The sequence below is a fragment of the Lacrimispora sp. 38-1 genome, from assembly GCF_049890855.1.
Classification (GTDB): domain Bacteria; phylum Bacillota; class Clostridia; order Lachnospirales; family Lachnospiraceae; genus Lacrimispora.
The window spans coordinates 1-24,773 of record NZ_JBANEW010000060.1 but is presented as its reverse complement, the minus strand read 5'-3'; the positions used below and the strand labels follow the sequence as shown (position 1 = coordinate 24,773).

The window sequence follows — 24,773 nt, the reverse complement described above, 5'->3', positions numbered from 1 at the left end:
GCTTATTCCTGTATCAATTTCCCCAAAAAGCGATCCATTTCTTCTATTCTAAAGGTCAACTTCTTCTATGGCCTTATCTAAAAATATGATTCCGTCCAGATGCTCCAGTTCATGGCAGAAGCATTTTGCCAGTTCATCTTCTCCGGTGACCATGATTTCATTCCCGTTCTCATCAAGTGCCTCGATGGTGACTTTCTTCGGGCGGATGGTCTTTACAAAACGGTCGGGAAAACTAAGACAGCCTTCGATACACTCCTGCTCCCCGCTGCACCCGATGATTCTCGGATTTACCAGCTTTAACAGACGGTCACAGTAATCTATGACTACCAGTCTCTTACAGATTCCTACCTGATTGGCTGCTATGGCAGCTCCGTTCTCTGTATGATGTAAGGTTTCCAGCATATCATCAAGGTTCTGTCTGATTCTGTCATCGATAACCGTTACTTCTTTACAGCGTTTTCGAAGAATCTCATCATCATTATACCGCAGCTTCCTGACAGCCATTCTTATCCCTCCTGCTTTTATCCGCTCTTGATTTTCTTTCGCTTTCCTCAAATAAAAATACATCCTCAATGGGACGTTCAAAAACACTGGCAATATCATAAGCAAGCCAAATGGATGGTTCAAACTTCTCTGTTTCAATTGCATTGATTGCCTGCCTGGAGGTTCCAACCAGCTCGCCCAGCTGTTCCTGCGTAAGCCCCTTTTCCTCCCGCAATTGCCTGATCCGGTTCTTCATATTTAAACCTCTCTTCTTTGTCATGTTAACCTTACACAGAGTATACAATCATTCGCTTGTAAAGTCAACCTTACATCTTTAATTATTTATTGTTAATCTCCAGTATTACAGAAAGGGGCACCCTTGTCTTTGCTGCCGTTTCCCCGGGCGTCATCCCCAACCGCAGCAGTCTGGCTATTACAGCAGACATAGCTTCGCCAATTTCCAGTATATGACGGTCCGGATCAAAAATCCGGACCGTTTTCTGCCCCCAGTCCCGCTCAAAGCATGGATTTAAATATTCAATGGGATAGATGGAATCTTCCAGTCTGTTAAGAAAACGTTCCATATCGTATTCCTCAAAATAAAGGGCTTTGTCATATCCTCCAAAGTGCACCGTGCTGTCCACTCCACTCTCCCAGGCACTCTTCTCCTGCAAAACCAGTCCTTCTGTAAGAATCACATTTTCCCCAAAGTCCGTTACTACGCCAAGACCGAATAAATCTCTGTAAAAGGCCTTGGATTTTTCTATATCTGCAACAGCGAGAAGTACATTCTTCAGTTTCATATGCTCACTCCTTTTTACTATCTTATATGATTATACCATTACTTGAAACATGCAATCAAACAGTTTTGCTTATCACAAGAATACACCTTCATTTTTTTCACATTTATATAGACATGTTTTCATTTTGTTTATGTTTTAATAGACATATATCTCTATGTGTTGTATAATATCAATTATTATACAGGAAATGCATCTTCGAATGCAGCCATTTAAAGGAGCTGACTATGAGACAGGAAAAGGGAACCTGGCATGGTCCGGACTTTTTTTCACATTGTCTACAATTCCTGCAATAATTGCCACCCCGTTCTTAGGACTGGCCGTTGATCGGCTTAGCAGAAAAAATATAATAGTAGTATGTGATTTGCTTACATCTTTGTTATATTTTATCTTACTTTTGACTTATGGCTTAAAAGATATATATCCAGGAATTCTTTTAATGGTCACCATTGCGATTAATATTATTTCTAATATTTTTGAAATTGCATCAAAGGTCTTGTTTACAGAACTTGTTTCTGCAGAAACCATTGAAAATTTCAATGGAATCAAAAGTTTCGGGGATAATGCAGCGTCACTTATCGCACCTGTTTTCGGAACGTTTATTTTCGGCTTATGGGGTTTTAAGCTTGTCCTGGCAATCATGGCAGGCCTTTATTTTATATCTGCCGTACAGGAGTTTTTTATCCGGTATTCTTTTTGTAAATCGGAATGCCTGGAACGTTCCCATTGGTATAAAGATTTAAAAGATGGACTTCACTTTGTCTTCCATAATAAGGATATCCTTAACTTATTTATTTTAGCTATGTCTCTGAATTTTTTCGTAGGAGGCAGCGAAGAAATCATGAATCCCGGCATTATCATACAGAAATATCATATATCTGAAGAATTATATGGATTTACGTACACTTCAGCTATTATCGGAACCTTTATGGCAGGCTTGTTTATTTTTAAGAACAGCAAAATAAAACTACAGGATTACATGTATCACTTCATTATTACAGACAGCATACTCATGGCTGGAATCGGAGCACTATCCTTCCTCTTCTATCCCATGAAACAATTATACTTTTGCGTTTTTCTAATATTACAGTTCTTCATTGGATTTATTACTACATGCGTAAATGTGCCGCTGAGTTCGTATTTGCAAATACATACTCCCCTGGAATACCAGGGACGTTTTTTTGCTTTACTGACATTTAGTTCAAATCTTCTGATACCACTGGGAATCCTTTATTCCGGTTTTCTTTCGTCTGCAGCAGGACCGGATATTGCGTACATTGTAAATAATGTATCCGTGATATTGATCATTTTAATCTTATTGATAAAAAAGCGCAAATCTATACATAGATATCCTACCGATTAAGTCTGTTTATTGGTAAATTTTTCCACATAAGAATCACTATCGATAAAAAAATCTCAAATTATATATACAAATCACTCGTTTTGTGATAAAATTTATGTAAAATCTTTCGACATATTTCAACATTTTTTATCAAATTTCAACGTTAACGGAGGACATAGCATGAAGATGAATAATAATGACAATGTTTATAAAACACTTTCGGAAATCAATCTTTCAGATGTAATGGAAATAAGTCTGCTGCAGAAATTTCTTGATAATTTTGCAGAAAGTATGAATCTTGCAAGCGTAGCTGTAGACCGGGAGGGGAATCCGGTTACAAATCCAAGTTCTTACACAAGAATCTGTGCACAATACACGCATTCGACGAGGACTGGAGATAGCCGTTGTGCCGCCTCCCATAAAAGGGGCGGTCAGGAAGCAGCCAGACTGGGACGGCCCTATATCTTTAAATGCCATTCAGGCCTCATTGATTTTGCAGCCCCCATCATCGTGGAAGGCGAGCTGATCGGTACGATTCTGGGCGGACAGATTTTAAGCAAAAAACCCAATGAAGATGAATTCAGGCGGGTTGCAAGAGAAATTGGAGTCAACGAAGATCAATACATAAATGCGCTTCATGAAGTGAACATTACTTCAGAAAAAAATATTCAGGCAGCTGCGGAAGTACTTTTTATTGTTGCCAACTCACTTTCCCAGATCGGTTATCAGAAATACAAATTAAAATCCATGAGTAAGGATCTGGTCGATCAATTTACAGTTATCGAGGCGACAATGGAAGAACTGGCAGCATCCTCCATCCAGGTCGTTGAGAATCAGAATGAACTGAACAAAGAGATCTTAAATGTGAAACAAATATCAGAGCAGATCAACGTCATCCTCAATTCGATTAAAAGCATTGCAGATCAGACGAAGCTGCTGGGTCTTAACGCTTCGATTGAAGCAGCACGGGCCGGTGAAGCTGGAAAAGGCTTTGCAGTCGTTGCCACCGAGATCCAGAAGCTTTCCCAGAATTCAAAGGATACTGCAACGAAAGTCGTACAGCTGACCGAAGACATACAAAAATCAATTACGAAGACACTGCAGTTCTCCAATTCCACGATGAAAAACACCGAACAGCAGTCATCGGGAATCGAGGAAACCACAGCCAGTGTGGAAGAGGTTTTAGCCTTAACAAATGAATTAAATAAAATGGCAAATACAAAATAAAAAAGCACCGGGAAATGGTCACCTCAGACGATCATTTCCCGGTCTTTGTTCTGTTTTGCTGTATCAGTCTTCACTTTTGCCTTTAACCGGGCTATAGTGAACCCGGACTTTAATATCCTGGTTATAATTTCCAAAACTGCTTCCAAATATAGTCAACCCGCCTGCATTTACGGCATCTTCCTTTACCTGGAATTTTAATCTGATGGGGCTGCGTTTATCCAGTTTAAAATCATCAATGGTAACGGAAGATATCTTTAAACCATCAATAAAGGTTCCGTACTGATTGACCACAATCATCTTGAGCAGGCCATACTGATTCCAGTTAGGGAACCACCAGTCCGGAGTGAAAATTCCCGGAACATCACCGAAATCCCCCGGACTGGTCCACGTTCCAAGTTCCACATTGTTGATGCTGATGGTAATATCGGAAGGCCAGTCATTGTTAATTCCAGGTGCTTCACTCCCGATTTCCACAGAAAATGTAATCTGGTCGATTTTTTGAAGAGGTGGCAGAAGATTGGGAATTACATATTCAATGTATCCTTTTGTAAACCAGACAATGTCAGCCTGATACCGGTCCGGATGGGCAAAATAACGGGGATCATCCACTTCTCCAATAATTGCCCGGCTGCTGGCCAGACCGCATGTGGGCAGAACCTCATAATCGGAAAAATATCCGACTTTGATGTCTGTGGTATAAGTGTTTTTCCCATCGTCACTTTGTTTCGGAGCTATATCCACCAGTAGTTTATCCACATTCACACGGCATATTTTCTGGTTCCCGTGACCATTGTGTTCTGAAATCACACAAATAAGACCGCAGTCCTCCAGTTTCTTAATATGACTGGTCAATGCTCCATTGGTCACTCCTAAACTGGTCGCCAGTTCATTCATATTCAGCTCGGTGTGCTCAATTAAAAGCTTTATAATCTTAATTCTCAGTTCCGATCCCAGAGCGATATAAATCTTCAGCCCTTCCTCAACATTTTTAATATGCAGCATAACAAATCCTTTCGCGCAGATGCGCAGTATACTATGAAAAACCTTCTCTTTATTCTAACTATCATCATACATGAATTCATGTTTTCATACAATACTGTTTTTTCAAATATACTGCGCAGCTCATTACTCCCTGCTCCCCCATATGCAGGTGTTGTTATCTCCAACAGCAGTGAACGTCATCACCTGTTCTGCCGCCGTTTTTTCATTATGCTGCTTAAAGAATACTCCATGATACTCCGTACCCTCCATATTGATGGTAATATAATCATACCGGTCACCTTTTATTTTTTTCCACGTTCCTTCCCTGTCACCTCCAATTTTTCCGTTCGCCAGTAAAGTAATTGATTCCGGACTGATCATTCCGGGTGAAGTATCCAGACCATGATTCATAAATTCATATGTGCCTGTAATATCGCTGTCCGGGTAATGGCCTGCCTTTTCATTCCGATTCTCGTACACAGCCGTCACCGGCCATCCCTTTTGATTGAGAAATTGCTGGTGAACCCGGACCTCGTGATATTCCGTACCCTGGTCAAACCTCTGGTGGTAAACCAGATAATGCTGCCCGTCTTCATCAATAAATGCCGAGTTATGTCCGGCTGCTTTGTACCCTGTATTGGTGCCTGCAAGCTTATAATTACCGATCAGCTTAACGCCATACTGATCATTATTCCTATAACTGTCCGCTGCACGATTCCCTGCTGCATCCAGATAAGGCCCCGTGACCTCTTTTGACCGGAACATGCGCATGTTATAGCCTCCATTGGCGGTCAATGCTCCATATGTCTCATATAAGTAATAATATCCGGCTTCCTTATCATAGACAATATACGGTCCTTCCCCTGACTGATGGTTTCCGCCTGCAAGGTGAATACCAAAATACCGGTCCACATAATTTCCGCTTATTTTATCAACAGAATCCGTTCCGGGATACTTTGCATCTCCTGTCTCTCTGTCCATTTCCAGCAGATAAATTCCTCCGGACCAGGAACCATAAACCATATAGAGCCTTTGACCCTGTGCATCAAAAAACAGTGTGGGATCTATGGCATTCGGACAATAGTTATGATTCCATTCTTCCCCCATAAACCACTTCTGGCTTATACCATTTTTCAATCTGCCTGAATCAATCAGTTTTTTAAGATGTATGGCATCCGTATCCCACCGCGTATTTCTCTGACTATTACCATCCGGCTTTCCGTTTTTAGTAAAACCGGAATAAACAACTGTGCCCACATAGGTATAGGGCCCTTCTATGTCCTGTGATATTGCATAACCAATACAGGAGCGGCGCCATGTGGAAGAGGCACTGTAATAAATCATATATGCTCCTTTTGTTCCGTTACCGTTGTTATAATAAGGATTCCAGATCACATCCGGCGCCCATACGGCATATTTCCCGCCTGCACAGTCTCCGTCATCATAACCTGCCCAGCGAAATGATTCTGCCAGATTCTCTTTTACATTTCCAAAAAGCCAGTTATCCGTAACGTTATCATAATCTTTGCCAAGAGATTTCCAGTCCACCAGATCCTTTGATTTTGCGCCTGCCAGATGAGAGCCAAAAATATAATATTCTCCGTTTTTCGCCTTGATTATGGACGGATCGTGCACAGAGACCCGTTTGGGTGGTTCATTTGCTCCCCCTGCTGCAAGAGCAATACCGCCTGATATAAACAGGACCATAACCAATACTGCAGCTCCATATTTAACCGCTTTTATCTGTTTTTTGCCACTGCCCATTCAATCACCCCTTTACTGCACCGGCTGTCATACCTTCAATAAAATAGTTCTGGAAGCATAAAAACACTGCCAATACCGGAAGAATCGCAAACATGGACCCTGCAATCAATAAATCATAATTATTGCCGTATGGCGTCAGCAGGGTATTCAGACCGATGGGCAGCGTAAATCTATCCGAATCCCGGAATACCATCATGGGCCATAGCATGTTGTTCCATGATCCCATAGCACATAAAATTCCCATGGCTGCAAATGCCGGCTTGGTTAATGGCAGCATGATCTTCACACAGATTCCAAACTCAGTTGCTCCATCGATCCGTCCCGCATCCAACAGTTCCTTGGGCAGGGAAATCATGTACTGGCGGAAGAAGAAGATGGTGGAAGCACTGCATAAACCAGGAAGAATGACTCCCGCAGTCGTATCAATCAGTTTTAAATCTATCATCTCCTGATACAGAGGCAGCATGAGTATTTCAAACGGAACCATCATGGTTGCAATCACCAGAAAGAACAATACATTCTTCAGCCTGTAATCATACATGGACAGACCATACGCCACAAAATAGCAGATAATCAGCGTCAGTACTACCGAAAGCAGAGTCAGTACCATGCTGTTTTTAAACCACATGAAATACTTTTTTGAATCCGCATTCCAGGAAAAAAGATAGTTATAGTTGCTAAAAGACATCGTGGAAAAATCCAGGTTAATGCTGAGACCGCGCCGGATTAATTCTCTGCCGGGCCGAAAAGAAGCCAAAGCCCCTGCCACCACCGGAAACAAAACCAAAAGGCTCAGAAATGCAAAGGCTGCCGTTGACAGCATGGAAAGGAGTTTTTTCTTATTATGATTCATAATTATTTTTCCTCCTTTTTAAACGTCCCGTTAAGAATGAGCTGGACCACATTGATGATCAGTGCCATACCAAGGAGAGTCAGGCCCACAGCCGAGGCATATCCCATCTGGTTCTTTTCAATTCCTCTTTTATATAAGTATCCGACGATGGTCAAACCAATATTTTTCGGTGATGCATTTCCTGCCCACAGCATAAAGCTTTCCAAAAACATGGACAGTCCTGCATAAACACTGATGGTCAGTACATAGATTGTGGTCGGTCTCAGCAAAGGAATGGTAATATAACGGAATTTGTTCCATGCAGATGCTCCGTCAATAGAGGCAGATTCATACAGGGTGGTATCGATGCTTTTGAGACCGGACAGAAAATACAGCATATTCACGCCGGTCCACCTCCAGCAGCAAAGAATTAATAGTGCAAGCATTGCAGAACTTTTTTCTTTCAGCCATGGAATCGGTGCCTTCCCCAGAAAACTCAGAAAAACATTCATCTGACCGGTTGGAAGTTCTGAAAACATCAGCCGGAATAACGTACCGGAAATTACGACTGATGTAAGGGCGGGCAGGTATAAAGCCCCTTTCCAGAATCCTTTTGCCCTGACCAGATTACTGTCCATCAAAACAGCAAACATCATCGGAAAAGGAATTAATAATACAATAGAAAAAAACATATAAGTGAGGCTGTTTTTGACAGCTGTATGAAACGTAGTATCTCTCAGCAGCTTCTCATAATTTGCAAACCCGATCCATTCAATCTGTCCCGGAAGTATGTTTTGAAAACTCATTTTAACCGTACTGAACAGAGGATAAATCCAGAATACCGTAAAACTCAATATAAATGGCAGCACAAAAATAAAAGGAGCTGCTTTCTGCGAATAGAAAATCCGTTTTATTTTCATTCATTTCCCCTCCACTGTATAACGAACTACTGTTCCAGTTCCAGATATTCCTGGGCTTCCTTTAACGCCTCATCCACGTCTTTACCATCCTCCAGAACCTCGTTTAAGGTAGTCGTACAGAAATAATCATTAATGGAAGGAGTCATCTTTGTAATGCTTAAGGTATTAATTTCTGATTTAACTTCATTTAAAACGTCAAACGGATTTGTCTTGAAAAAGCTGATATATTTATTTGAAGAATCCTTCGTTACCGTATCATCCGTCCATAGTTTGGTATTACATACATCAAAACCAAGCTGCTCCCAAATCTGACCGCTTCCTTCTGAAGAACATTTTGCATATGTAATAAAATCTGCTGCCAGTTCCGGATCCGAAGATTGTTTTGTCACTACTGTTCCAGTTCCTCCGATACCCACAGAGCGGCTCTGACCCTCTTTAAATACCGGCAACGGCGCCATAGCTATCTTTCCTTTCATTTCCGGCATATAATTTAAAAAGCGGCTCATATACCATAATGCTTTCGGGAAGGAAGCGATATTTCCGTCCAGTATATTCTGGAATCCTTCTTCTAAATCAACATGCCCGGCCGGTGAGACCATGGCAATTCCGTCTGTCAGCCATGTCTGCTGCATGGTAAGCATATTTTTCACGGATTCCAGTTCTACGTTCAGGGTGCCATCTTTACCGGCTGCCCAGTCTTCTCCATATTCAGACATTGCAATAGACATCCAGTCAATCCCTCCGGTATCTACACTGGTCATCTTTACTTTTCCATCTGAGGCCTCTTTTAATTTTCTTCCTGCTTCCGTGTAGTCATCCCATGTCTTTATTTTTGTATAATCAATTCCATACTGGTCCAGTATTTCCGTATTGTAATACATGACAGTCGCTCCTACATGGGTAGGTGCACCATAATAGTTCCCATCTTTTGAATAAACATCTAATCTGGATTGTACCAGATCACCCTGATATGGTTTCAATGCATCGTTTAACGGATAAAGCTGTATATCTCCCTGAAGGAAGTTGGGAAACTGACCGATCTCCACATCGCAGAGATCCGGTGCACCCTGTCCGGTCTGTAATGCCATGATCAGTTTGTTATGCATATCGGCAAATGGATAAGTTGTAAAGGTAATCTGAATCTGACGATCCGGATTCTCTTTATTCCATCTTTCCAGCATATCCGCATAAAAGGTATTATGCAACTCAACAAACGACCACATATTCAGGTGTGTACCGGAATCCGGCCCCACAGTATTTACTACTTCTTTTTTGTCATCTGCAGCAGATTCCTTTGCATCAGCTTTTGGATCTGTTCCTGCTGCAGAACTGCATCCAGATAAAACCATCGCCGCTGTAACGGCACCAGCCAGAAAAATTGATAATTTACGCTTCATATTGTTTCTCCTTTACATTATATTGAATTAATTTAGTTTTTTCTAAACATTCGGGCAAAAAATTACACACCATAAGAAAATACCGGTTCCCCCTCTTCATTCCACTTCACTTTCATGATCATTGTGTGCCGGTTTGGATCATAGAGAGGATTTCCGTCTATTTTACCATATTCTCTCCCGTGATAAATACAATAATCTGTGACCATATCTTCTCCTTTTACGAAAGAATTATGGCCAGGTCCATAGATATGCTTTGTTTCATCCGTCACTAAAACAGGCTTCCGGTATTTCTTCCATGCGTGTGGGTCCATTACGTCCTCAGTCTCATCAATGGATAACATGCCCATGCAGTAATTGCTTCCCGTATCACTGGCAGAGTAGGTCAGGTAGATCCGCCCGCCGTGCTTTAAAACGGCCGGTCCCTCATTTACCCAGAATCCTCTCCGCTCCCAGTCATAATCCGGAGTGGACAAAAGGATATGTTCTCCTGACAATTTCCAGGGTGTCTCCATCTTAGACAGATACAGCTGGGAAATCTTTTTTCCAGTACCGGTTTTCTCTGCCCAGACCATGTAGTATTCCTTTTTATGCTGGAAAACAGTCGCGTCCAGTGAAAAATCCTGAAATGTAAAGAGATCCTCGTCTGATCCCTTCATTCTGCCCATCTCTCTCCACTGATCTGATACGGGATTGGGACCTGTACACTGCAGCACATAAGGTCTGATTTTCCATTTGTTCTCTGTTTCTCCAGCAGCATAATAGATGTACCAGCAGTCATTTAAGTAATGAATCTCCGGCGCCCATATATGGCTGCCCTGCTCACCGCTATCATGTTTGTACCATATCACATGCTCTGCTGCAGTCTGTAAGCCCTTAACTGTATCTGCACTGCGTAAAATAATTCTGTCATACTCCGGTACTGAGGCCGTGAAATAATAAGTTCCATCTTCATGCCGGCAGATATATGGATCCGCACGCTGACGTATAAACGGGGTGTTAAACTCGATATCTGATGCATTTGGTCTTTTCATACACTTATCTTTGCTCTCACTTTCTATTTTTGTGTATATTATACAACATAATTCACTTGAGCTCAAGTATCATTTTAGATATATATTAATTATTTTTATTTCATCTAAACAATCATTGCAGATACACTGCCATCTGTCTTTTCCCGGTTTTACTAATTCTTGGTTTTTTCCTGAAATGTCCGCATACGACCGCAGACAGCCGCATAATAAAAATACACCATAAAATATAATCGCAGCTCAATTAGTTTAATCAGCACTTTTTCAGCAGATGTAAACTCGTTTTTTAACAAATACTTTTTATTCTCAAATAAGAATTCTTTATTTCTCATTTTATAAACATTGACTAGACCGCCCCAGAACCCGGCCGGATTCTCATGATGTGTCTCATTTCTTATACTCCTTAGAAATTTGAAATATAGATAAGTGATTAATCTGCCCATGTAATCATTCTCATGCTCAAAGAGAACCTCTGCAAATTCTTTCTTCGCCTTGAACACCTCAGTCATATTATCCCAGTAACCATTCCAGTATGTTGACCGTTTACTTAACGAATTTGCGGACATTCTGTTATAGTGATAGAACGGCTGATCCGTTATGTATAAGCTCTTTGCCTTCAGGAAGGACTGAAGAATCATGATCTCATCCTCATGCAGGAAGACATCTTTATAAAACTTAATGTTTTTTAACATTTCCAATTTAAACAGGCAGCACCAGATGTAGCCTGTAGTTATGAACTGATCATGCCGCACATCCCCATATAGAGGTAGTATATAGCTTTCATATAAATCTGTAATTGTGTATAAACCAGCATGGATAGGCAGATTGCAAATAACAGCAACTCCATCCTGGCGATGTCTGTATGCAGAAAAAAACACCAGATCGGCTGATGATTTAATCGCCTCTTCATATAACTTTTCACACATATCCAGTTCACACCAGTCATCACTGTCAACAAAACTGATATATTGACCTGATGCATTTTTCAAACAGACTTCTCTGGTCGCGGATAGTCCTTTATTTTTCTGGTGTATGACTTTGACACGGGTGTCTTCTGCTGCGTACCGGTCACAAATTTTTCCCGAGCCATCGGTTGATCCATCATTTACGATAATTACTTCAATATTTTCTAATGTCTGATTGATTAAGGACTGCACACATCTGTCTATTGTATCCTGCATGTTGTAGACAGCGACCAGAATACTTACCAGAATTTCCGAATTCTCTTTCCTGTTATTTTCCCCCATAAGCTCTCCTTCAATGACTGATTTCTGTGTTATCTTAATTTTACCTGTCTAAAAAAAAACACACCTTAAATATAATAGGTAGAACATGTAATATATTAAGAATCCGGTTATAATGCCGAATGAAAAAACCGCCTCTTTCGTTATTGAAAGGGCGGATCTTCACAAGCAGAAATAATTCGCTTCATCTGTTATGGTTCAGGCTTTTCTTTCGATATTCCGTTGGGGAGCAGCCTTTCACTTTGTAAAATGTATGAGAATAGTAATTGGAATCGCCAAATCCGACTTTTGCGGCAATATCTCCAATGGAATCATTGGAAGCAACCAGATCCTTTATACTTTTTTCAATACGATAATCCAGAATAAACTTAAAAAGTGGAATCTTCATATACTGCTTAAAAATTCTGCAGCATTCTCCTTTGCAGATATGTACGTGTTCTGCAATCTCTTCCAAAGTTATTTTATGGCTGTAATTTTCTTCAATGAATGATAGAATACTCCTGATTCTTTCATAATTATATCGTTCGGGTGACGTTATCGTCCGGGTTGTATCATAATTTAAAAATAACACTTTCCAGAATTCCAGCAGCTTGATCAGAACATCAATTTCATAAGAATCCAGCCGCTGCTGATAAATCGTAACAAGTTCATTCAGAATCCCTGTGATCTCTCCATGCCAGGGTTTCGTGAAATCAAAGTAAATTGAGAAAAGGGAAAGATTCTGAATGAACGGGGATACGTATTTTAAGTAGAAAATACTGTTTTCATAGGAGTATATCAATTTCGGATCAAATGTGACCGACACATACTCGCAATCCATATTTTCATACATACGGCCAGTATGAAGAACTCCCGTATTACCAAAAAGCGCCTCCCCCTGACAAAGATGAAACTGCTCATTATTAATCTCATAGATCATCTGCCCTTTTGTGATTAACGTAACCTCAATCTCAGGATGCCAGTGCCAGAGGAATGAATTTGTGTCATACTTTGATAGTCTTTCATTACTAATTAGTAATGGAAATTGAAAGTCCCCATGTTCCTTTAACTCTTTTTGAAATTGGTTGGTTAAAATCTGCATACATGTATCCCCCTGGAAATGCAAATCGTAATGTTATAACCCAGGCATTCTGCAAATTCTCAATATCCTAAAAGTCTTTCCCGTATTGTTTTCTCGTTTGCCGAATGCGTTCGTATAATTCAACAAGCTCTCTTTCAACTTCAGCTTTTTTCCCCCTCTGAAATATGTTAAGCTTCATATTTATTTTTTTCAAGTTCTTTTATTCGTTCCCGCAGCGAGTTCATCGAATAAATAATATTCCATTATTAGTTATACCTTATGTCGCCTGATGTTTCAATATGTAAAGGGGATTTTTAACCGATTATAAGATTTATCGAAATATGTACGAAAAAATGACGAACAGTATCGTAATAGTTACATTTTTAAGGTTTGATTTGAATACTGTGTTAGATTAGTAACAGATTAATTAACTTAATATTACAGTATATAAAACTGTCAGCATCATAATCTTACATGGCTCAAAAAAAGAATCTTTGAGATAAGGTAAATAATGGGGGAGCTGAGAAAGGAGGAAAGTACAAATTTAAGAATACAGTGATATGCCATTTCAAAGAATCTTTTTAGATAATCAAATAAAATACAAAGGGGGTAGTTTAATGAAAAGATCATTTACCAAAAGACTATTAACAGTTATTTCTGCAATTGCACTTACAGTTTCATCATTAGGGGTTACCCAGGCAGCAACAGCCGACCAGACTTTATTAAATACATATGGGACCAAATTCCAAAGGGTAGGCACCTGTGTAAACTTAGCCCAGTTACAAAACGCTTCCACCTTAAATCTGATTAAGCAAAGGTACAATAGTATCACGCTTGAAAATGAAATGAAGCCGGATGCACTGCTTGGCAGTTCACCGACTCTGATCTCAGTGGCAGAAGCAAAATCCTTAGGATATTACATTCCAAGCGGCTATACCGAAGCTACCGTACCAAAAATCAATTTCAATACCGTAGATAAAGTATTGAAAATCTGCTATGAAAATGGTCTGGGAGTTCGGGCCCACACTCTGGTCTGGCATGGTCAGACGCCAACCTGGCTGTTCCGCGCAGGCTATAACGCCAACGCAAATCATGTGGATCAAAACACAATGAATGCACGTATGGAGTTTTATATAAAGACAGTGATGAATCACGTCTATCTTAGCAATTACGGCAGCGTTGTTTATGCATGGGATGTTGTAAATGAATATCTCCATTCTCCAGCCAATTCAGACTGGGTAAGAATTTATGGAAATGTTTCAACAAGTCCGCAATTTGTTAAATCTGCTTTCCGTTATGCCAATGAAACATTAAGTTATTTCAACCTTACTGACAAAGTTAGTTTATTCTATAACGATTATAATGAATATATGGAAGCAGGCGATATAGTAAAACTGATTCAGTTTATAAATTCAGAAAAGAAATTATGCAACGGCGTGGGCGGACAGTCTCACCTTGAATCAACATTCCCAAGTGCATCCTATTTCAAACAGGCCTATACCGCATTTAAAAATGCAGGGTTAGAGATCCAGATTACAGAATTTGATGCCGGTGCCAAATCCGAACAAGAACAGGCCGCTTATGTATATGATGTTATGAAAGCAGTCTGCGAAGTTAAAAAGGAAGGCGGCAATATTACAGGCTTTACCTGGTGGGGAATGTCAGATGATGTCTCCTGGAGACGGGATAAGAGCCCGCTGCTTTTCTCAAACATGTGGACTCCAAAGGCATCCTATTACAGAACGTTAGATGCATTTACGGATACATTTAATAAATAAACGGTAATTTAAGAATTGGAGAAGGTCTAAATAAGGAAAGGAGCACGGCTGATCTGTGCTCTTTTTCCTTTTTGGCCAGGTTGTGTGAATAATTATTTTACATTTAAACTGTCCGTGATATACTAATAAAATGGTTATATGATTTGAAGCAAGTGAAACGGGAGGTCTAATGTAAGTGAATAAATATATACAATCTATCCGTATCGACTGGGAAAAATTAGAGCGTGATTCTTATTTGAATGATATTAGCTCTCTGAAAAATTTAGAAAGCATACACTTTAATAAAAATATAACTTTTTTTGCTGGCGAAAATGGTACCGGTAAATCCACACTTCTTGAAGCGATTGGAGTGGCTTATGGCTTTAATCCTGAAGGCGGAACTTTAAATTACCGTTTCTCCACCTATGATGATGTCTCTGAGCTAAGCAATGCCCTCACTCTGTCTAAAGGTGCAAAACGTTCTAAATTCAATTATTTTTTTCGTGCTGAAAGCTTTTTTAATGTGGCAACAAAAGCAGAAGATTATCGCGACAACACTCCAAAAGAAATATTTTATCAACAATATGGTGGAAAGTCTCTGCACGAACAGTCTCATGGTGAAAGCTTTATTCATTTTTTTCAATCTTTTTCTAAGGAAGGATTATATCTGATGGATGAACCGGAAGCAGCCTTATCTCCCCAAAGACAGCTGACTTTGCTCATGCAAATTGTTAACCTGGCTAGACAGGGGGCACAATTCATAATTGCTACTCATTCACCAATATTACTGGGGATTCCAGATTCAGAAATAATGCTTTTTGATAATGATGGAATCACCTTGTGCGAATATGAAGATACGGAAAGTTATCAAGTGACTGAATTATTTATCAATCATAGGCATGAGTTTTTAAACAGATTGCTGGGAGAATAAGGGACGGATTCATTATATTAACATTCCTCCATGATAAAAGCATTCATAAACCTTAATATTCTGACAGAAAATTTCTTCATAACCCTGAAACCACTCCATATCCCCAATTACCTTTGTTTTATATGTATATTCTCCGGATTGATAAAATTCAGGACCTCTATAAGGTAATTCTTTTGTTGACACTCTTAAAGCTTCTTTTAAGAAATCACTGCTGAATCTCTCGTCTAAGTTTCTTCCAAAATAGTTCATCGAATAAATTGCTTTTCCCTTTTTCCAGATAGCTTCCTCCCCAGAAAACTTTTCTCCACCCAGCCATGTATCATAATACTGATAATCCCCTTTTGTGTAAGTATAATCGTTTGATCCAGGTCTTGACGCATTGCAGGTATCGGCATATCCCGCATAAGTGTTTTTGATCGCTTCTAATTTAAAATCAATCACTTCTTCCAAATCAGTATCACAATTAATCTCCATACAAACACCACATTGATTATCTTTAACAAGATAATCAACCGTTATATGAAATATTTCACTTAATTGAATCAGATTCATTATATCAGGGTATGACATACCTCTTTCCCATTTTGTGACTGCCTGACGTGATACGTTTAATTTTTCGGCTAATTCTTCCTGGGTGATTCCTTTGGACTTTCGAATAATCTGTAATTTGTCTGAGAAAGTCATTCATTGATCCTCCATTTTCATAATTACTATCCAATACAGAATACCATAAGAAGCAGAATTCAAAAAGCGATAGGTGGTTGCATAAAAGATATTATTAGTTACAAATACCCGTTGCTGCCTTCATTGTTCTTTTATTGAATCTATCCATGTTTCAATTGCCTGAACCAGAATAAATTGCTGCTGCAAAACAGCCATCCCGGTTTTGGGTATATCTGGAGATATTTCTTTTATATTAATATTATCTTGGAGATATGTTTTTAATACTGTTAAGTTATCTTCAATATTTTCTATGCATAGTCTTTGTTTTTCTTTGGGCAAACTGTGTAAATTTACAATGACTGCATTAAAGTCTAAAAAAATATGAATCGGTTTACAAGACATCTCCATCATAAGTTTTTCAAATTCTTTTTCTCCTGCCGCAGTTAATGAGTAGACTGCTTTTTCAGGCATTTTTCCTTCTTTTATTGTGGTGCTGGTAATATAGCCTTTTTCTTCCAGCTGAATCACCTTTTTGTAAATTGAAGGTGTGCTGATCTTTACCCATTTAGAAATCTTACGATAATCTACAAGTTTCTGAATATCATACGCACTCAAAGGTTTCTTTGTTAACATTCCAAGTACAATTAAATCAATCGCAGCCATATATAGTCTCTCCTTTTTGTTGACAACTACTATAAATTATAGTACTATATTTTGAGCAATACAACTACTATAATTTATAGTAGTATATTATATAGCAAAAAGGAGAGTTTAAAATGAATGAACGAAACAGGAAAATGGAGCTATTGGGAAGTGCGCCCATACAAAAAGCACTGTTTGCAATGGGTATTCCGACTATGATAGGCATGATGATTAATGCATTATACAATTTAGTAGATGCGTACTTTGTAGGAGGTTTAGGAACAAGTGAAATGGGAGCCATTTCCGTTGTATATCCGCTGGGGCAAATTGTTGTTGGGTTAGGTTTATTATTTGGAAATGGAGCTGCTTCTTACATATCAAGATTATTAGGGCGTAATGATAAAGAAATGGCAAATAAAGTTGCCTGTACCGCTTTATTTAGCAGTGTTTTTACAGGAGTCATTATTATTTCCATTTCTATCATGTTCTTAAATCCTATTTTGCATCTTTTGGGAGCAACTGACACTATATTACCTTTTGCCGCAACCTATGCAAGTATCTATATTATTTCATGCATTTTCAGCGTTTTTAACGTAACAATGAATAATCTTATGACGAGCGAGGGGTCAGCAAAAATAACAATGTGTGCATTAATAGCAGGTGCTGTACTAAACACCATTTTAGACCCCATTTTTATATATTTTTTCCGTTGGGGCATAGCAGGTGCTGCAATTGCAACGGCAATTTCTCAAGTGTTTTCAACCGCAGTGTATTTGATATATGTAATTGGTAAAAAAAGCATATTCAATTTTAATATAAAGTATTGCAGTTTTTCAAAAGAGATTTTGTCTGAAATTTTTAAAATAGGTATTCCCACTTTGGCATTTCAGGCTTTAACCAGTTTATCTATATTACTTATCAATATACAGTCCCAAAATTATGGTGATTCAGTTATTGCTGGAATGGGAGCTGTAACAAGGCTTATTTCCATGGGAAGTCTTATGGTCTTTGGATTTATTAAAGGATTTCAGCCTATTGCCGGCTACAGTTACGGGGCAAATAAATACGATCGGCTGCATGAGGCAATCAAAGTCTCGATTATATGGTCAACGGGATTCTGTTTAATTTTTGGAGCTGCTATGGCATTATTTTCTGAATCTATTATTTCTATATTTACTTCTGGAGATGTTGAAATGATTCATGCAGGAACCAGGGCATTAAGAGCAAACGGAATTTCATTTATTGCCTTTGGATATTACACTGTCTATTCCTCCCTGTTTCTTGCCTTAGGAAAAGGGAAAGAAGGATTTATTCTGGGAGCATGTCGACAAGGTTTCTGCTTTATTCCGATTATATTAATTTTACCAGGAATTTGGGGAATAAACGGTATTCTTTATGCACAGCCTGCGGCGGATGTTCTTTCTACTGTGGTTGCAGTATTGATGTCATTACGTCTTCGCAAGAAACTGAATTTAAAGTAATTCTGTAAAAAAGTCAAGCAAGCAACAAATTACATTGCGTTGGGATCGTGTGTCCGCCGGGCACACGACGAAATAAGGAGAGGAGCGCGTATGGGATGCGCTCCTCTCCTATAAAAATTCTTTGCTTTATGGTCAAGCAGATAGGATCAATGGAAACGAGCCCAACATAAACGTTTAAGGTTCTGTCCCCCACTGCAGATTTCCGGCCAGGTAAGCGGTTATACTATCACAGTCGGCATAAGCGGAGCCGGTTCCCTGATAGGAATAATCGTCTGTCTGGGTATAATTCGTCCAGTCTGACTTTGAAAACCTCACCTGCAATTCCAGGGGTTTCCCGGCAGAAAGGGTACCTGACGCTTTATTAAAACCAATTTCCAGATAATAATCAGCACCGCTCTTTGCCTCTTTCATTTTCACAAAGGTTCCTGTCACATTAGCTGTTCCCGCGGAGGACCAGTCACACCAGAATTGCTGTTCTTTTTCTCCGACAATCGTGTAATAATATCTTAATTTAACATCAGAAAGGCTGATGTCTCCGGTTCCCGTATTATACAGTTTGATCTTTGCTGCAATGCTGTTTGCGGTTTCGGGTGTATTCATATTATACGCCTGGACTTTTAAATCTCCTGTTGTTATAACCGAACTATCTGTTATGGTAATTGTAAAAACTGGATCATTTCCTCCGCTGAAATTAAAGATCAATTTTAATTTTCCTACGGATTTTCCAGCCAGATAGGAACTTAAAATAGTTACTATATTATCGGATATTACATAATCGGTTTCTTTCACCAGCAAATCGGTGCCATTTTTTATATTGTCAAGTGTATTTCCATTGTATATCACGGTCACCGACACATCCTCAGGATTGTATTTATCAAAAGATGCAGTTACCGGACTGATGGAAGAACTGCCTGGGGAACTTCCCGGCTCATCACCGAATACTTTCACTCCTGCGTTATATACCGGAATATAGTTAGTCTTAACAACTTTTCCGGAAGTTGCACCGCCCAATCCGTTATAGGAATAATCATTGGTTCTATCACCGGATGCCATATTCTCCGGTCCGGCGATTCGGAGCTGAATTTCTTTTTTGTAAGCCGACTGTCCACCAGGATAAATTTTAGTTTTTGTGAAATCAACATTGACATAATAAATATTGTCAGCTTCAGCCCAGGGTAAAAGCCGGGAAACGGCTGCTCCCTGATTATAATTTGCAGTTATTGTAAAATCGTCCGCTGTATAGCCTGCATTTACAGCCTCTGTTATATCTACAAAATACTTAAATGATAAATGATCTCCCATCCTTGCCGGCCAGCCCGAGCAATTATACAGCAAAGCCTTGATTTCTATAAAGTTACTGCCTGAGGCGTTAATTCCTGCTTCTACAAAGTATTCGTCGTTCGTCACTTCTTCCATTGCCGTAAAGTCATCAATGGGATCTCCGCCGTATTCTCCATAAAGTTTTGCAAGTGCGCCGACAAACCCGGCATTATAGTCACAGGCGACCTCATTATTGACATAGTTATTAATTTCATCTGTATAACTGTCGTCTTTATCCGGACCTCCTGCCAGAGCCCCGTAAAGGGTATGCCTGTGGTATGCGGGTACGGTCATGCTGTCCGCCCAGGAACTGTGCGCTGTCCTGTGGTGAGGTCTTTTCGGAGAATTTATTCCATAACCAACCACAAAACTGCGGCCGCTGCTTCCCAGAGCATAATCTACCTGCTGTCTGGCAAATTTCTTGTAGGTCTCCGCCTTTTCGGTACTGCAGCCTGACCAGTCAGCATAAACGCTGGCTAAAAAAGCTGTGGTGGTGGCATATCTTAAAGCCCCCCAGGAATCCAGCCAGGCAAGACCCTTTGGCGTATAGGAAATACGGTTGCCGTTATATCCGGTTGTCCAGTAATCCAGATGCATTTGTGTACTGATCTTGTACACTTCTTTTCCGGTTATTTTTGCAAGAAGCAAAGCAGCGCCATAATGCACATCATCCCAGCATTGCGCCCATTTATAGGAAATGGTGGAGGATTGAGATTCTGTGCCCCAGTTTGGTACATAGGATTCTGCTTTCTCCAGATAAGAGGAATCTTTGGTTGCTATATACAACCATACGCAGGACCAGGACAGTTCATCATAGAAACCGCTGTTGGAAGTGTAAAAACCATTTGCTGCTGTATAACCGCTGTCACTCTTTGTTTTGTCAGCAAATGAAAAGAGCTCTTTCGCATGTTGAATACAAGTTAGTGCATAGCTGGGATCACGATCAGCATAAATGACACCAGCTGCTGCCAGAGCTGCCGCTGCCGCTGCGGATACGGTAGAACCAGGACTGCTAACATCCACCTTATAGGACGGTCTTCCCATCTGCATTACTTCTGCCGGCCCCCACCAGGAATGATCCGTATTGCCGTTCCCCACCTGGTAGTAAAAAACATTTGCCGAAGGGTGGCATTTTATAAGGTAATCAGTTACCCATTTGATTTCCTTTAATAAATACTCTAACTGACCGCTTTCTTTTAAAGCATCCTCTGCCTCATATACGCTCCATGCGAGCATGGCAGCCGAATATGCCATGGGAAGATTAAATTTCACATGATCTCCTGCATCATACCAGCCTCCAGTTAAATCGATCCCTGCATCTGAACCGTCAGACAGACCGGAATCTCCTCTCCAGTTATTCCGGATATCAGCAGGCAGTTTTCCGGAACGCTGGAACTCATAAAACATGATTGCTTTTTGTAAAGCTTCTCCATAATTATAATTTGATTCTGCCTTTGCCGGCTGAGCGACAGGCGTGGTACTCTTTTTTATACTCATATCGAAACCTCCGGGTTATTATTGATAATCCTGACCCAAATCCAGTCTTCTGATATTTGGGCCAGAATTTATATAGTTAAGCTCTACGCTTTTATTACGGCTCTACTCCCCATTTCAGGCTGCCAGAAACATATCCTGTGATTTTTGTCCAGTCTGCATAACTGCTGCCTGATTTCGAAAAGGAATAATCCCCTGTCTGCGTATAACTGCTCCAATCAATTTTATTGAATCTTACCGGTACTTCAATGGTCTGCCCCTCTGCCAGTTTACCGGCTCCAGCTGTAAATCCGATCTCCAGGTAATAATCTGCACCTGGCTTTGCTTTTGGCATTTTTACAAAGGTCCCCGTTACATTACTGCTGCCGACTGTAGACCAGTCACACCAGAAATTCTGGTCCTTTTCTTCATCTATGGTGTAATAGTATCTAAGTTTCAAATCTGTAAGTGTGATACTGGTTTTCCCAGTGTTGGTGAGCTTGATTTTCGGTACAATTGAACTTACCTGTGCTGTTGTGGTATCATTATACATTTGTACTTTGATGTCTCCGGCTGCTATTGAAGAATCTGTCACAGTCAGGACAAGTACTGGATCAGTTCCCGCGCTGAAATCAAAGATGAGCTTTAATTTCCCGACTTCTTTTTCTGCCAGATAAGTTTTCAATAATACAACCGTATCATCGGTTAAGGTGTACTCCACACCCTCTGTTAAATATTTATTTCCCTCTTTTATCCCGATAAAGGTATTTCCGTTTAAGGAAAGAGTTACTTTAATGTCCTTCTGGCTGCCTGCCTTTTTGTCAAAAGCTGCTGATGTGGGATCAATGGCAGAGTTGTTTACCGGCTCCCCGCCTTCTTCAAACAGCATGGAATATACACCGTTTGCAATGGCAATATCACATTGTGCCCAGAAGCGGTGGTAATTTAATACCGGAGCTGTTCCTCTGTTGTAAGCGTTCTGAACCTTCTGAAAATCAGGATCATCTTTATATTTAGAACGGATATCTATAAACTTAACTCCCGATTTAATCTCATCTCCGTTTGGCATGGTTCCTGTCCATCCAGACGGTACATAGACTTCCTGATCAAAGAAACGGCTGTAGTCATTCCTTTGTTCGGGAACTGAAAGCCCTTTGTCACCTTTGTACAAGTTCCACATACGGTCTAATAATTCCTTGGCAAGTACTCTGGCCTCATCGTCACCGGAAGCTTTGCTGTAATACAGTATGGTATTGGCAAGAGAGCCTGCTACGCCAAGGTCAGTGCCATAGGTGCTTACTTTTACATGCAGATTCGGATTTCCGGTATAGGTTCCTGTCCAAGTTTCAGGCTGGCCTGACCAGTCTAAATTATCAGGAATAGCAAATGTTCCGTCATCCTTCAGTTTCACTACTGTTTTAATCCATTTAACCCATTTTTCCAGTAAGGCTTTTGCCTTTAAATCCTTTGTTTTATAAAAATACTCTGCTACACGCTGCATAGACCATACCTGGAACCCAAACCACCGGTTGCTTCCCGGATCAGCATATACAGGGTGTTCCTGATATCCCATTCCATAAAAGGTAGCTGTTCCCGATGGCCAGCTTTCATAACGGCCGTTATTGGAATTGGAGACACCGCCTGCAATGCCGCCTTCATCGGACTGCAGCCACTGATAGAATTCCAGCTGTCTCTCCAGACTCTTACTCCAATCACTTGCACCATTTCGGGAAAGTGGTTTAAATTCATCATCTTGTGACAATATCCAGGCTGCCATGGGATTCTGGTAACCAAAATGGCTGTGACTGCAGCCAATTACCCAGGACCAGTTTGCGTTCACGCCGCCACCCCATGCATAATACCAGCTGAGCAGATAATGAGCCCCTTCGTAACCGGTGCCGGCAGAAGCTGGCGATCCAATTTTACGGAAATATTTATCAAACATGGCATACCTTAAATAGTCACCCATTTTACTTGCCTTGCCAATATAGGTTCCAAGATCCACACCATATTCACTGGCCCACTGGTCTGCCCAGTATGTCGCCTGTATTGCCCGCGCATCTGCATCGGGTGCATCTGTATACTTAAACTGTTTTGCATAATTACTGTCTCCGGTAAACAGATCCAGGAATCCGTTTTTACCACCAAAACGCATATCATCCCAACACGGCTGAGGAATTGTTTCCCAGGTAGATTCCTCTCTTCCTCTCTGGAAGGTATTGATATAGGACGGTGCAGACTTGCCATCCCCCCGTCTGCCAAAACCATACCAGTTGTCCGCATCTAACAGCCAGTGCATGCCGTAGATAACAGAAGTGCCATAGGTTGATTTCAAGTCATTGTAGATTGGATCTGTTCCTACCGCTGCGCCAGAATCCAATTTTGCCGGATAAAGACTTGGTAGCTCCCATTCAGGTGCATAGGTGGCGGGTTTACTGGCATTGTATCCAGACATACTGCTATTGGGCTGATCTTTTTCCGTCGGGATGATATAGGTTTCTGCAATATCCCATGCTTTTTTAAACCCGGAAAAATCACCGGTAAATTTGCCATACATAGCCTCGAGCCAGATATAATAGCTTAACGTTTCACTGGTAGTTACATGACCGTAGTCAGGAGCCTCTACCAATAAAGTTTCTATGCTATGATAAGGGACTCCCTGTGGACTAAAATATCCATTTTCAGAATCGTGTAATATTTTCCATAATTCCAAAAACCTTTCCTGATAAGCACCTGTGGGCTCTTTTAATAACTCTTTTTGCATTATAAAATAACCTCCTCTTATACTAAAAAATCAACAGAATCTTCAAAACGATAAAATACTTAAATTATCCAATGGAATCACTCCTTTCACTGAAAATTATGGTACCTCCTTTGAGACTCAATGGTTTTTAGCATATGCCCTATACAGGTAAATTCCAACATAAGTTCCGAAATTATATACGTTGAGTACGATGTTAAGAACCTTAATTCTTGCTTTTACAAATGCTTCATAGAAATGAGATTTTTAATCTCATGAATTAGTTGACTATAAAATACAATTTACTTTTATCACATTATATCCGTCTGAAATCAGAGCCCAAATGGTACCAATCAATGGTATTAAATAAAAATTATTGGACTCAACGAACGGCACTTGTGTTAAAACAACCCTAAGGTAAGTATATGCTGAAGATGTCCTATAAGTGCCGAAGACCTTCTATAGGGATTATTTTCTTTATGAAATGGCTGACCTGAATGACGACGATTCAGCGGCGGAGAAGGGTATATTTTCTAATCCTTAAGGAGTTTTCAGCCCCTCCGTCTCAACCATCTCATGGTAAAATTCACTGATCATAGTTGGTTCTGTTCCGGTTGTCCGATCCAGATCTGCTGGAGTTTATTTTCGGTCACCGATTGTTGAAGAAGAGCAAATTAATAGATTTTAA

General features: G+C 40.2%; 20 protein-coding genes. 5 read left to right on the top strand and 15 right to left on the bottom strand.

Annotated elements, in window-relative coordinates; all coding sequences use genetic code 11:
- Positions 1-48: 48 nt before the first annotated feature.
- The 3 genes from def to V7D18_RS17260 form a co-directional block, all read right to left on the bottom strand.
- Entirely contained in the window at positions 49-504 is a 456-nt protein-coding gene (gene def / locus V7D18_RS17270) for a peptide deformylase (RefSeq protein WP_426155963.1), read from the bottom strand.
- A complete protein-coding gene (locus tag V7D18_RS17265) occupies positions 479-739 on the bottom strand; it encodes a helix-turn-helix transcriptional regulator (protein WP_117419694.1) in 261 nt (86 codons plus the stop codon). Before V7D18_RS17265 ends, def begins: the two co-directional genes overlap by 26 nt.
- Positions 740-821: 82 nt before the next feature.
- A complete protein-coding gene (locus tag V7D18_RS17260; RefSeq protein ID WP_426155962.1) occupies positions 822-1,286 on the bottom strand; it encodes a VOC family protein in 465 nt (154 codons plus the stop codon).
- Positions 1,287-1,485: 199 nt separating this feature from the next.
- Between V7D18_RS17260 and V7D18_RS17255 the strand changes: the two genes are divergently transcribed.
- Both V7D18_RS17255 and V7D18_RS17250 read left to right on the top strand, forming a co-directional pair.
- Entirely contained in the window at positions 1,486-2,646 is a 1,161-nt protein-coding gene (locus V7D18_RS17255) for an MFS transporter (RefSeq protein ID WP_426155960.1), read from the top strand.
- 159 nt (positions 2,647-2,805) lie between these two features.
- Positions 2,806-3,852: a PocR ligand-binding domain-containing protein gene (locus V7D18_RS17250; protein ID WP_426155959.1), complete on the top strand. Its 1,047-nt coding sequence runs from the start codon at positions 2,806-2,808 to the stop codon at positions 3,850-3,852.
- A gap of 63 nt (positions 3,853-3,915) precedes the next feature.
- On the opposite strand, the gene V7D18_RS17245 is transcribed toward V7D18_RS17250, so the two are convergent.
- The 8 genes from V7D18_RS17245 to V7D18_RS17210 form a co-directional block, all read right to left on the bottom strand.
- Positions 3,916-4,854, bottom strand: a complete 939-nt coding sequence (locus V7D18_RS17245) for an ArsR/SmtB family transcription factor (protein ID WP_426155958.1) — start codon at positions 4,852-4,854, stop codon at positions 3,916-3,918.
- Between the two features lie 123 nt (positions 4,855-4,977).
- On the bottom strand, positions 4,978-6,597 hold the full coding sequence (locus V7D18_RS17240; protein ID WP_426155956.1) for a glycoside hydrolase family 43 protein: 1,620 nt from the start codon (positions 6,595-6,597) through the stop codon (positions 4,978-4,980).
- 4 nt (positions 6,598-6,601) lie between these two features.
- Positions 6,602-7,450 carry a carbohydrate ABC transporter permease gene (locus V7D18_RS17235; RefSeq protein WP_426155954.1) on the bottom strand — a complete coding sequence of 283 codons (849 nt, stop codon included), beginning with the start codon at positions 7,448-7,450 and terminating at the stop codon, positions 6,602-6,604.
- 2 nt (positions 7,451-7,452) lie between these two features.
- The gene (locus V7D18_RS17230) at positions 7,453-8,349 is read right to left on the bottom strand and encodes a carbohydrate ABC transporter permease (protein ID WP_426155952.1); all 897 of its coding nucleotides are present in this window, start codon (positions 8,347-8,349) and stop codon (positions 7,453-7,455) included.
- Positions 8,350-8,375: 26 nt separating this feature from the next.
- On the bottom strand, positions 8,376-9,746 hold the full coding sequence (locus V7D18_RS17225; protein ID WP_426155950.1) for an ABC transporter substrate-binding protein: 1,371 nt from the start codon (positions 9,744-9,746) through the stop codon (positions 8,376-8,378).
- Positions 9,747-9,808: 62 nt separating this feature from the next.
- Complete coding sequence (locus V7D18_RS17220) at positions 9,809-10,777, bottom strand: glycoside hydrolase family 43 protein (protein WP_426155948.1); 969 nt, start codon at positions 10,775-10,777, stop codon at positions 9,809-9,811.
- 152 nt (positions 10,778-10,929) lie between these two features.
- Positions 10,930-12,021, bottom strand: a complete 1,092-nt coding sequence (locus V7D18_RS17215; RefSeq protein ID WP_426155946.1) for a glycosyltransferase family 2 protein — start codon at positions 12,019-12,021, stop codon at positions 10,930-10,932.
- Between the two features lie 181 nt (positions 12,022-12,202).
- Positions 12,203-13,099 (bottom strand): AraC family transcriptional regulator, encoded by an 897-nt coding sequence (locus V7D18_RS17210; protein WP_426155944.1) that lies wholly within the window; start codon positions 13,097-13,099, stop codon positions 12,203-12,205.
- Positions 13,100-13,695: 596 nt separating this feature from the next.
- On the opposite strand from V7D18_RS17210, the gene V7D18_RS17205 reads away from it, so the two are divergent.
- Both V7D18_RS17205 and V7D18_RS17200 read left to right on the top strand, forming a co-directional pair.
- Positions 13,696-14,856: an endo-1,4-beta-xylanase gene (locus V7D18_RS17205; RefSeq protein ID WP_426155942.1), complete on the top strand. Its 1,161-nt coding sequence runs from the start codon at positions 13,696-13,698 to the stop codon at positions 14,854-14,856.
- 175 nt (positions 14,857-15,031) lie between these two features.
- Positions 15,032-15,766 carry an AAA family ATPase gene (locus V7D18_RS17200; protein WP_426155940.1) on the top strand — a complete coding sequence of 245 codons (735 nt, stop codon included), beginning with the start codon at positions 15,032-15,034 and terminating at the stop codon, positions 15,764-15,766.
- Between the two features lie 12 nt (positions 15,767-15,778).
- Here the strand turns inward: V7D18_RS17200 and V7D18_RS17195 are convergent, their stop codons facing one another.
- Together V7D18_RS17195 and V7D18_RS17190 are read right to left on the bottom strand one after the other, a co-directional pair.
- Positions 15,779-16,450, bottom strand: a complete 672-nt coding sequence (locus V7D18_RS17195; RefSeq protein ID WP_426155939.1) for a DUF5680 domain-containing protein — start codon at positions 16,448-16,450, stop codon at positions 15,779-15,781.
- Positions 16,451-16,570: 120 nt separating this feature from the next.
- Complete coding sequence (locus V7D18_RS17190; protein ID WP_426155938.1) at positions 16,571-17,092, bottom strand: PadR family transcriptional regulator; 522 nt, start codon at positions 17,090-17,092, stop codon at positions 16,571-16,573.
- Positions 17,093-17,205: 113 nt separating this feature from the next.
- Here V7D18_RS17190 and V7D18_RS17185 point away from each other — a divergent pair, with 113 nt between their 5' ends.
- The gene (locus V7D18_RS17185; protein WP_426155936.1) at positions 17,206-18,552 is read left to right on the top strand and encodes an MATE family efflux transporter; all 1,347 of its coding nucleotides are present in this window, start codon (positions 17,206-17,208) and stop codon (positions 18,550-18,552) included.
- Between the two features lie 174 nt (positions 18,553-18,726).
- On the opposite strand, the gene V7D18_RS17180 is transcribed toward V7D18_RS17185, so the two are convergent.
- Positions 18,727-21,369 carry a glycoside hydrolase family 9 protein gene (locus V7D18_RS17180; RefSeq protein ID WP_426155934.1) on the bottom strand — a complete coding sequence of 881 codons (2,643 nt, stop codon included), beginning with the start codon at positions 21,367-21,369 and terminating at the stop codon, positions 18,727-18,729.
- Between the two features lie 94 nt (positions 21,370-21,463).
- Positions 21,464-24,109 carry a glycoside hydrolase family 48 protein gene (locus tag V7D18_RS17175; protein ID WP_426155932.1) on the bottom strand — a complete coding sequence of 882 codons (2,646 nt, stop codon included), beginning with the start codon at positions 24,107-24,109 and terminating at the stop codon, positions 21,464-21,466.
- Positions 24,110-24,773: the final 664 nt, after the last annotated feature.

Excerpts from the sequence above, each read along its gene's own strand:
- def (WP_426155963.1), bottom strand. The coding sequence starts at position 504 with ATGGCTGTCAGGAAGCTGCGGTATAATGATGATGAGATTCTTCGAAAA.
- V7D18_RS17265 (WP_117419694.1), bottom strand. The coding sequence starts at position 739 with ATGAAGAACCGGATCAGGCAATTGCGGGAGGAAAAGGGGCTTACGCAG.
- V7D18_RS17260 (WP_426155962.1), bottom strand. The coding sequence starts at position 1,286 with ATGAAACTGAAGAATGTACTTCTCGCTGTTGCAGATATAGAAAAATCC.
- V7D18_RS17255 (WP_426155960.1), top strand. The coding sequence starts at position 1,486 with ATGCAGCCATTTAAAGGAGCTGACTATGAGACAGGAAAAGGGAACCTG.
- V7D18_RS17250 (WP_426155959.1), top strand. The coding sequence starts at position 2,806 with ATGAAGATGAATAATAATGACAATGTTTATAAAACACTTTCGGAAATC.
- V7D18_RS17245 (WP_426155958.1), bottom strand. The coding sequence starts at position 4,854 with ATGCTGCATATTAAAAATGTTGAGGAAGGGCTGAAGATTTATATCGCT.
- V7D18_RS17240 (WP_426155956.1), bottom strand. The coding sequence starts at position 6,597 with ATGGGCAGTGGCAAAAAACAGATAAAAGCGGTTAAATATGGAGCTGCA.
- V7D18_RS17235 (WP_426155954.1), bottom strand. The coding sequence starts at position 7,450 with ATGAATCATAATAAGAAAAAACTCCTTTCCATGCTGTCAACGGCAGCC.
- V7D18_RS17230 (WP_426155952.1), bottom strand. The coding sequence starts at position 8,349 with ATGAAAATAAAACGGATTTTCTATTCGCAGAAAGCAGCTCCTTTTATT.
- V7D18_RS17225 (WP_426155950.1), bottom strand. The coding sequence starts at position 9,746 with ATGAAGCGTAAATTATCAATTTTTCTGGCTGGTGCCGTTACAGCGGCG.
- V7D18_RS17220 (WP_426155948.1), bottom strand. The coding sequence starts at position 10,777 with ATGAAAAGACCAAATGCATCAGATATCGAGTTTAACACCCCGTTTATA.
- V7D18_RS17215 (WP_426155946.1), bottom strand. The coding sequence starts at position 12,021 with ATGGGGGAAAATAACAGGAAAGAGAATTCGGAAATTCTGGTAAGTATT.
- V7D18_RS17210 (WP_426155944.1), bottom strand. The coding sequence starts at position 13,099 with ATGCAGATTTTAACCAACCAATTTCAAAAAGAGTTAAAGGAACATGGG.
- V7D18_RS17205 (WP_426155942.1), top strand. The coding sequence starts at position 13,696 with ATGAAAAGATCATTTACCAAAAGACTATTAACAGTTATTTCTGCAATT.
- V7D18_RS17195 (WP_426155939.1), bottom strand. The coding sequence starts at position 16,450 with ATGACTTTCTCAGACAAATTACAGATTATTCGAAAGTCCAAAGGAATC.
- V7D18_RS17190 (WP_426155938.1), bottom strand. The coding sequence starts at position 17,092 with ATGGCTGCGATTGATTTAATTGTACTTGGAATGTTAACAAAGAAACCT.
- V7D18_RS17185 (WP_426155936.1), top strand. The coding sequence starts at position 17,206 with ATGAATGAACGAAACAGGAAAATGGAGCTATTGGGAAGTGCGCCCATA.
- V7D18_RS17180 (WP_426155934.1), bottom strand. The coding sequence starts at position 21,369 with ATGAGTATAAAAAAGAGTACCACGCCTGTCGCTCAGCCGGCAAAGGCA.
- V7D18_RS17175 (WP_426155932.1), bottom strand. The coding sequence starts at position 24,109 with ATGCAAAAAGAGTTATTAAAAGAGCCCACAGGTGCTTATCAGGAAAGG.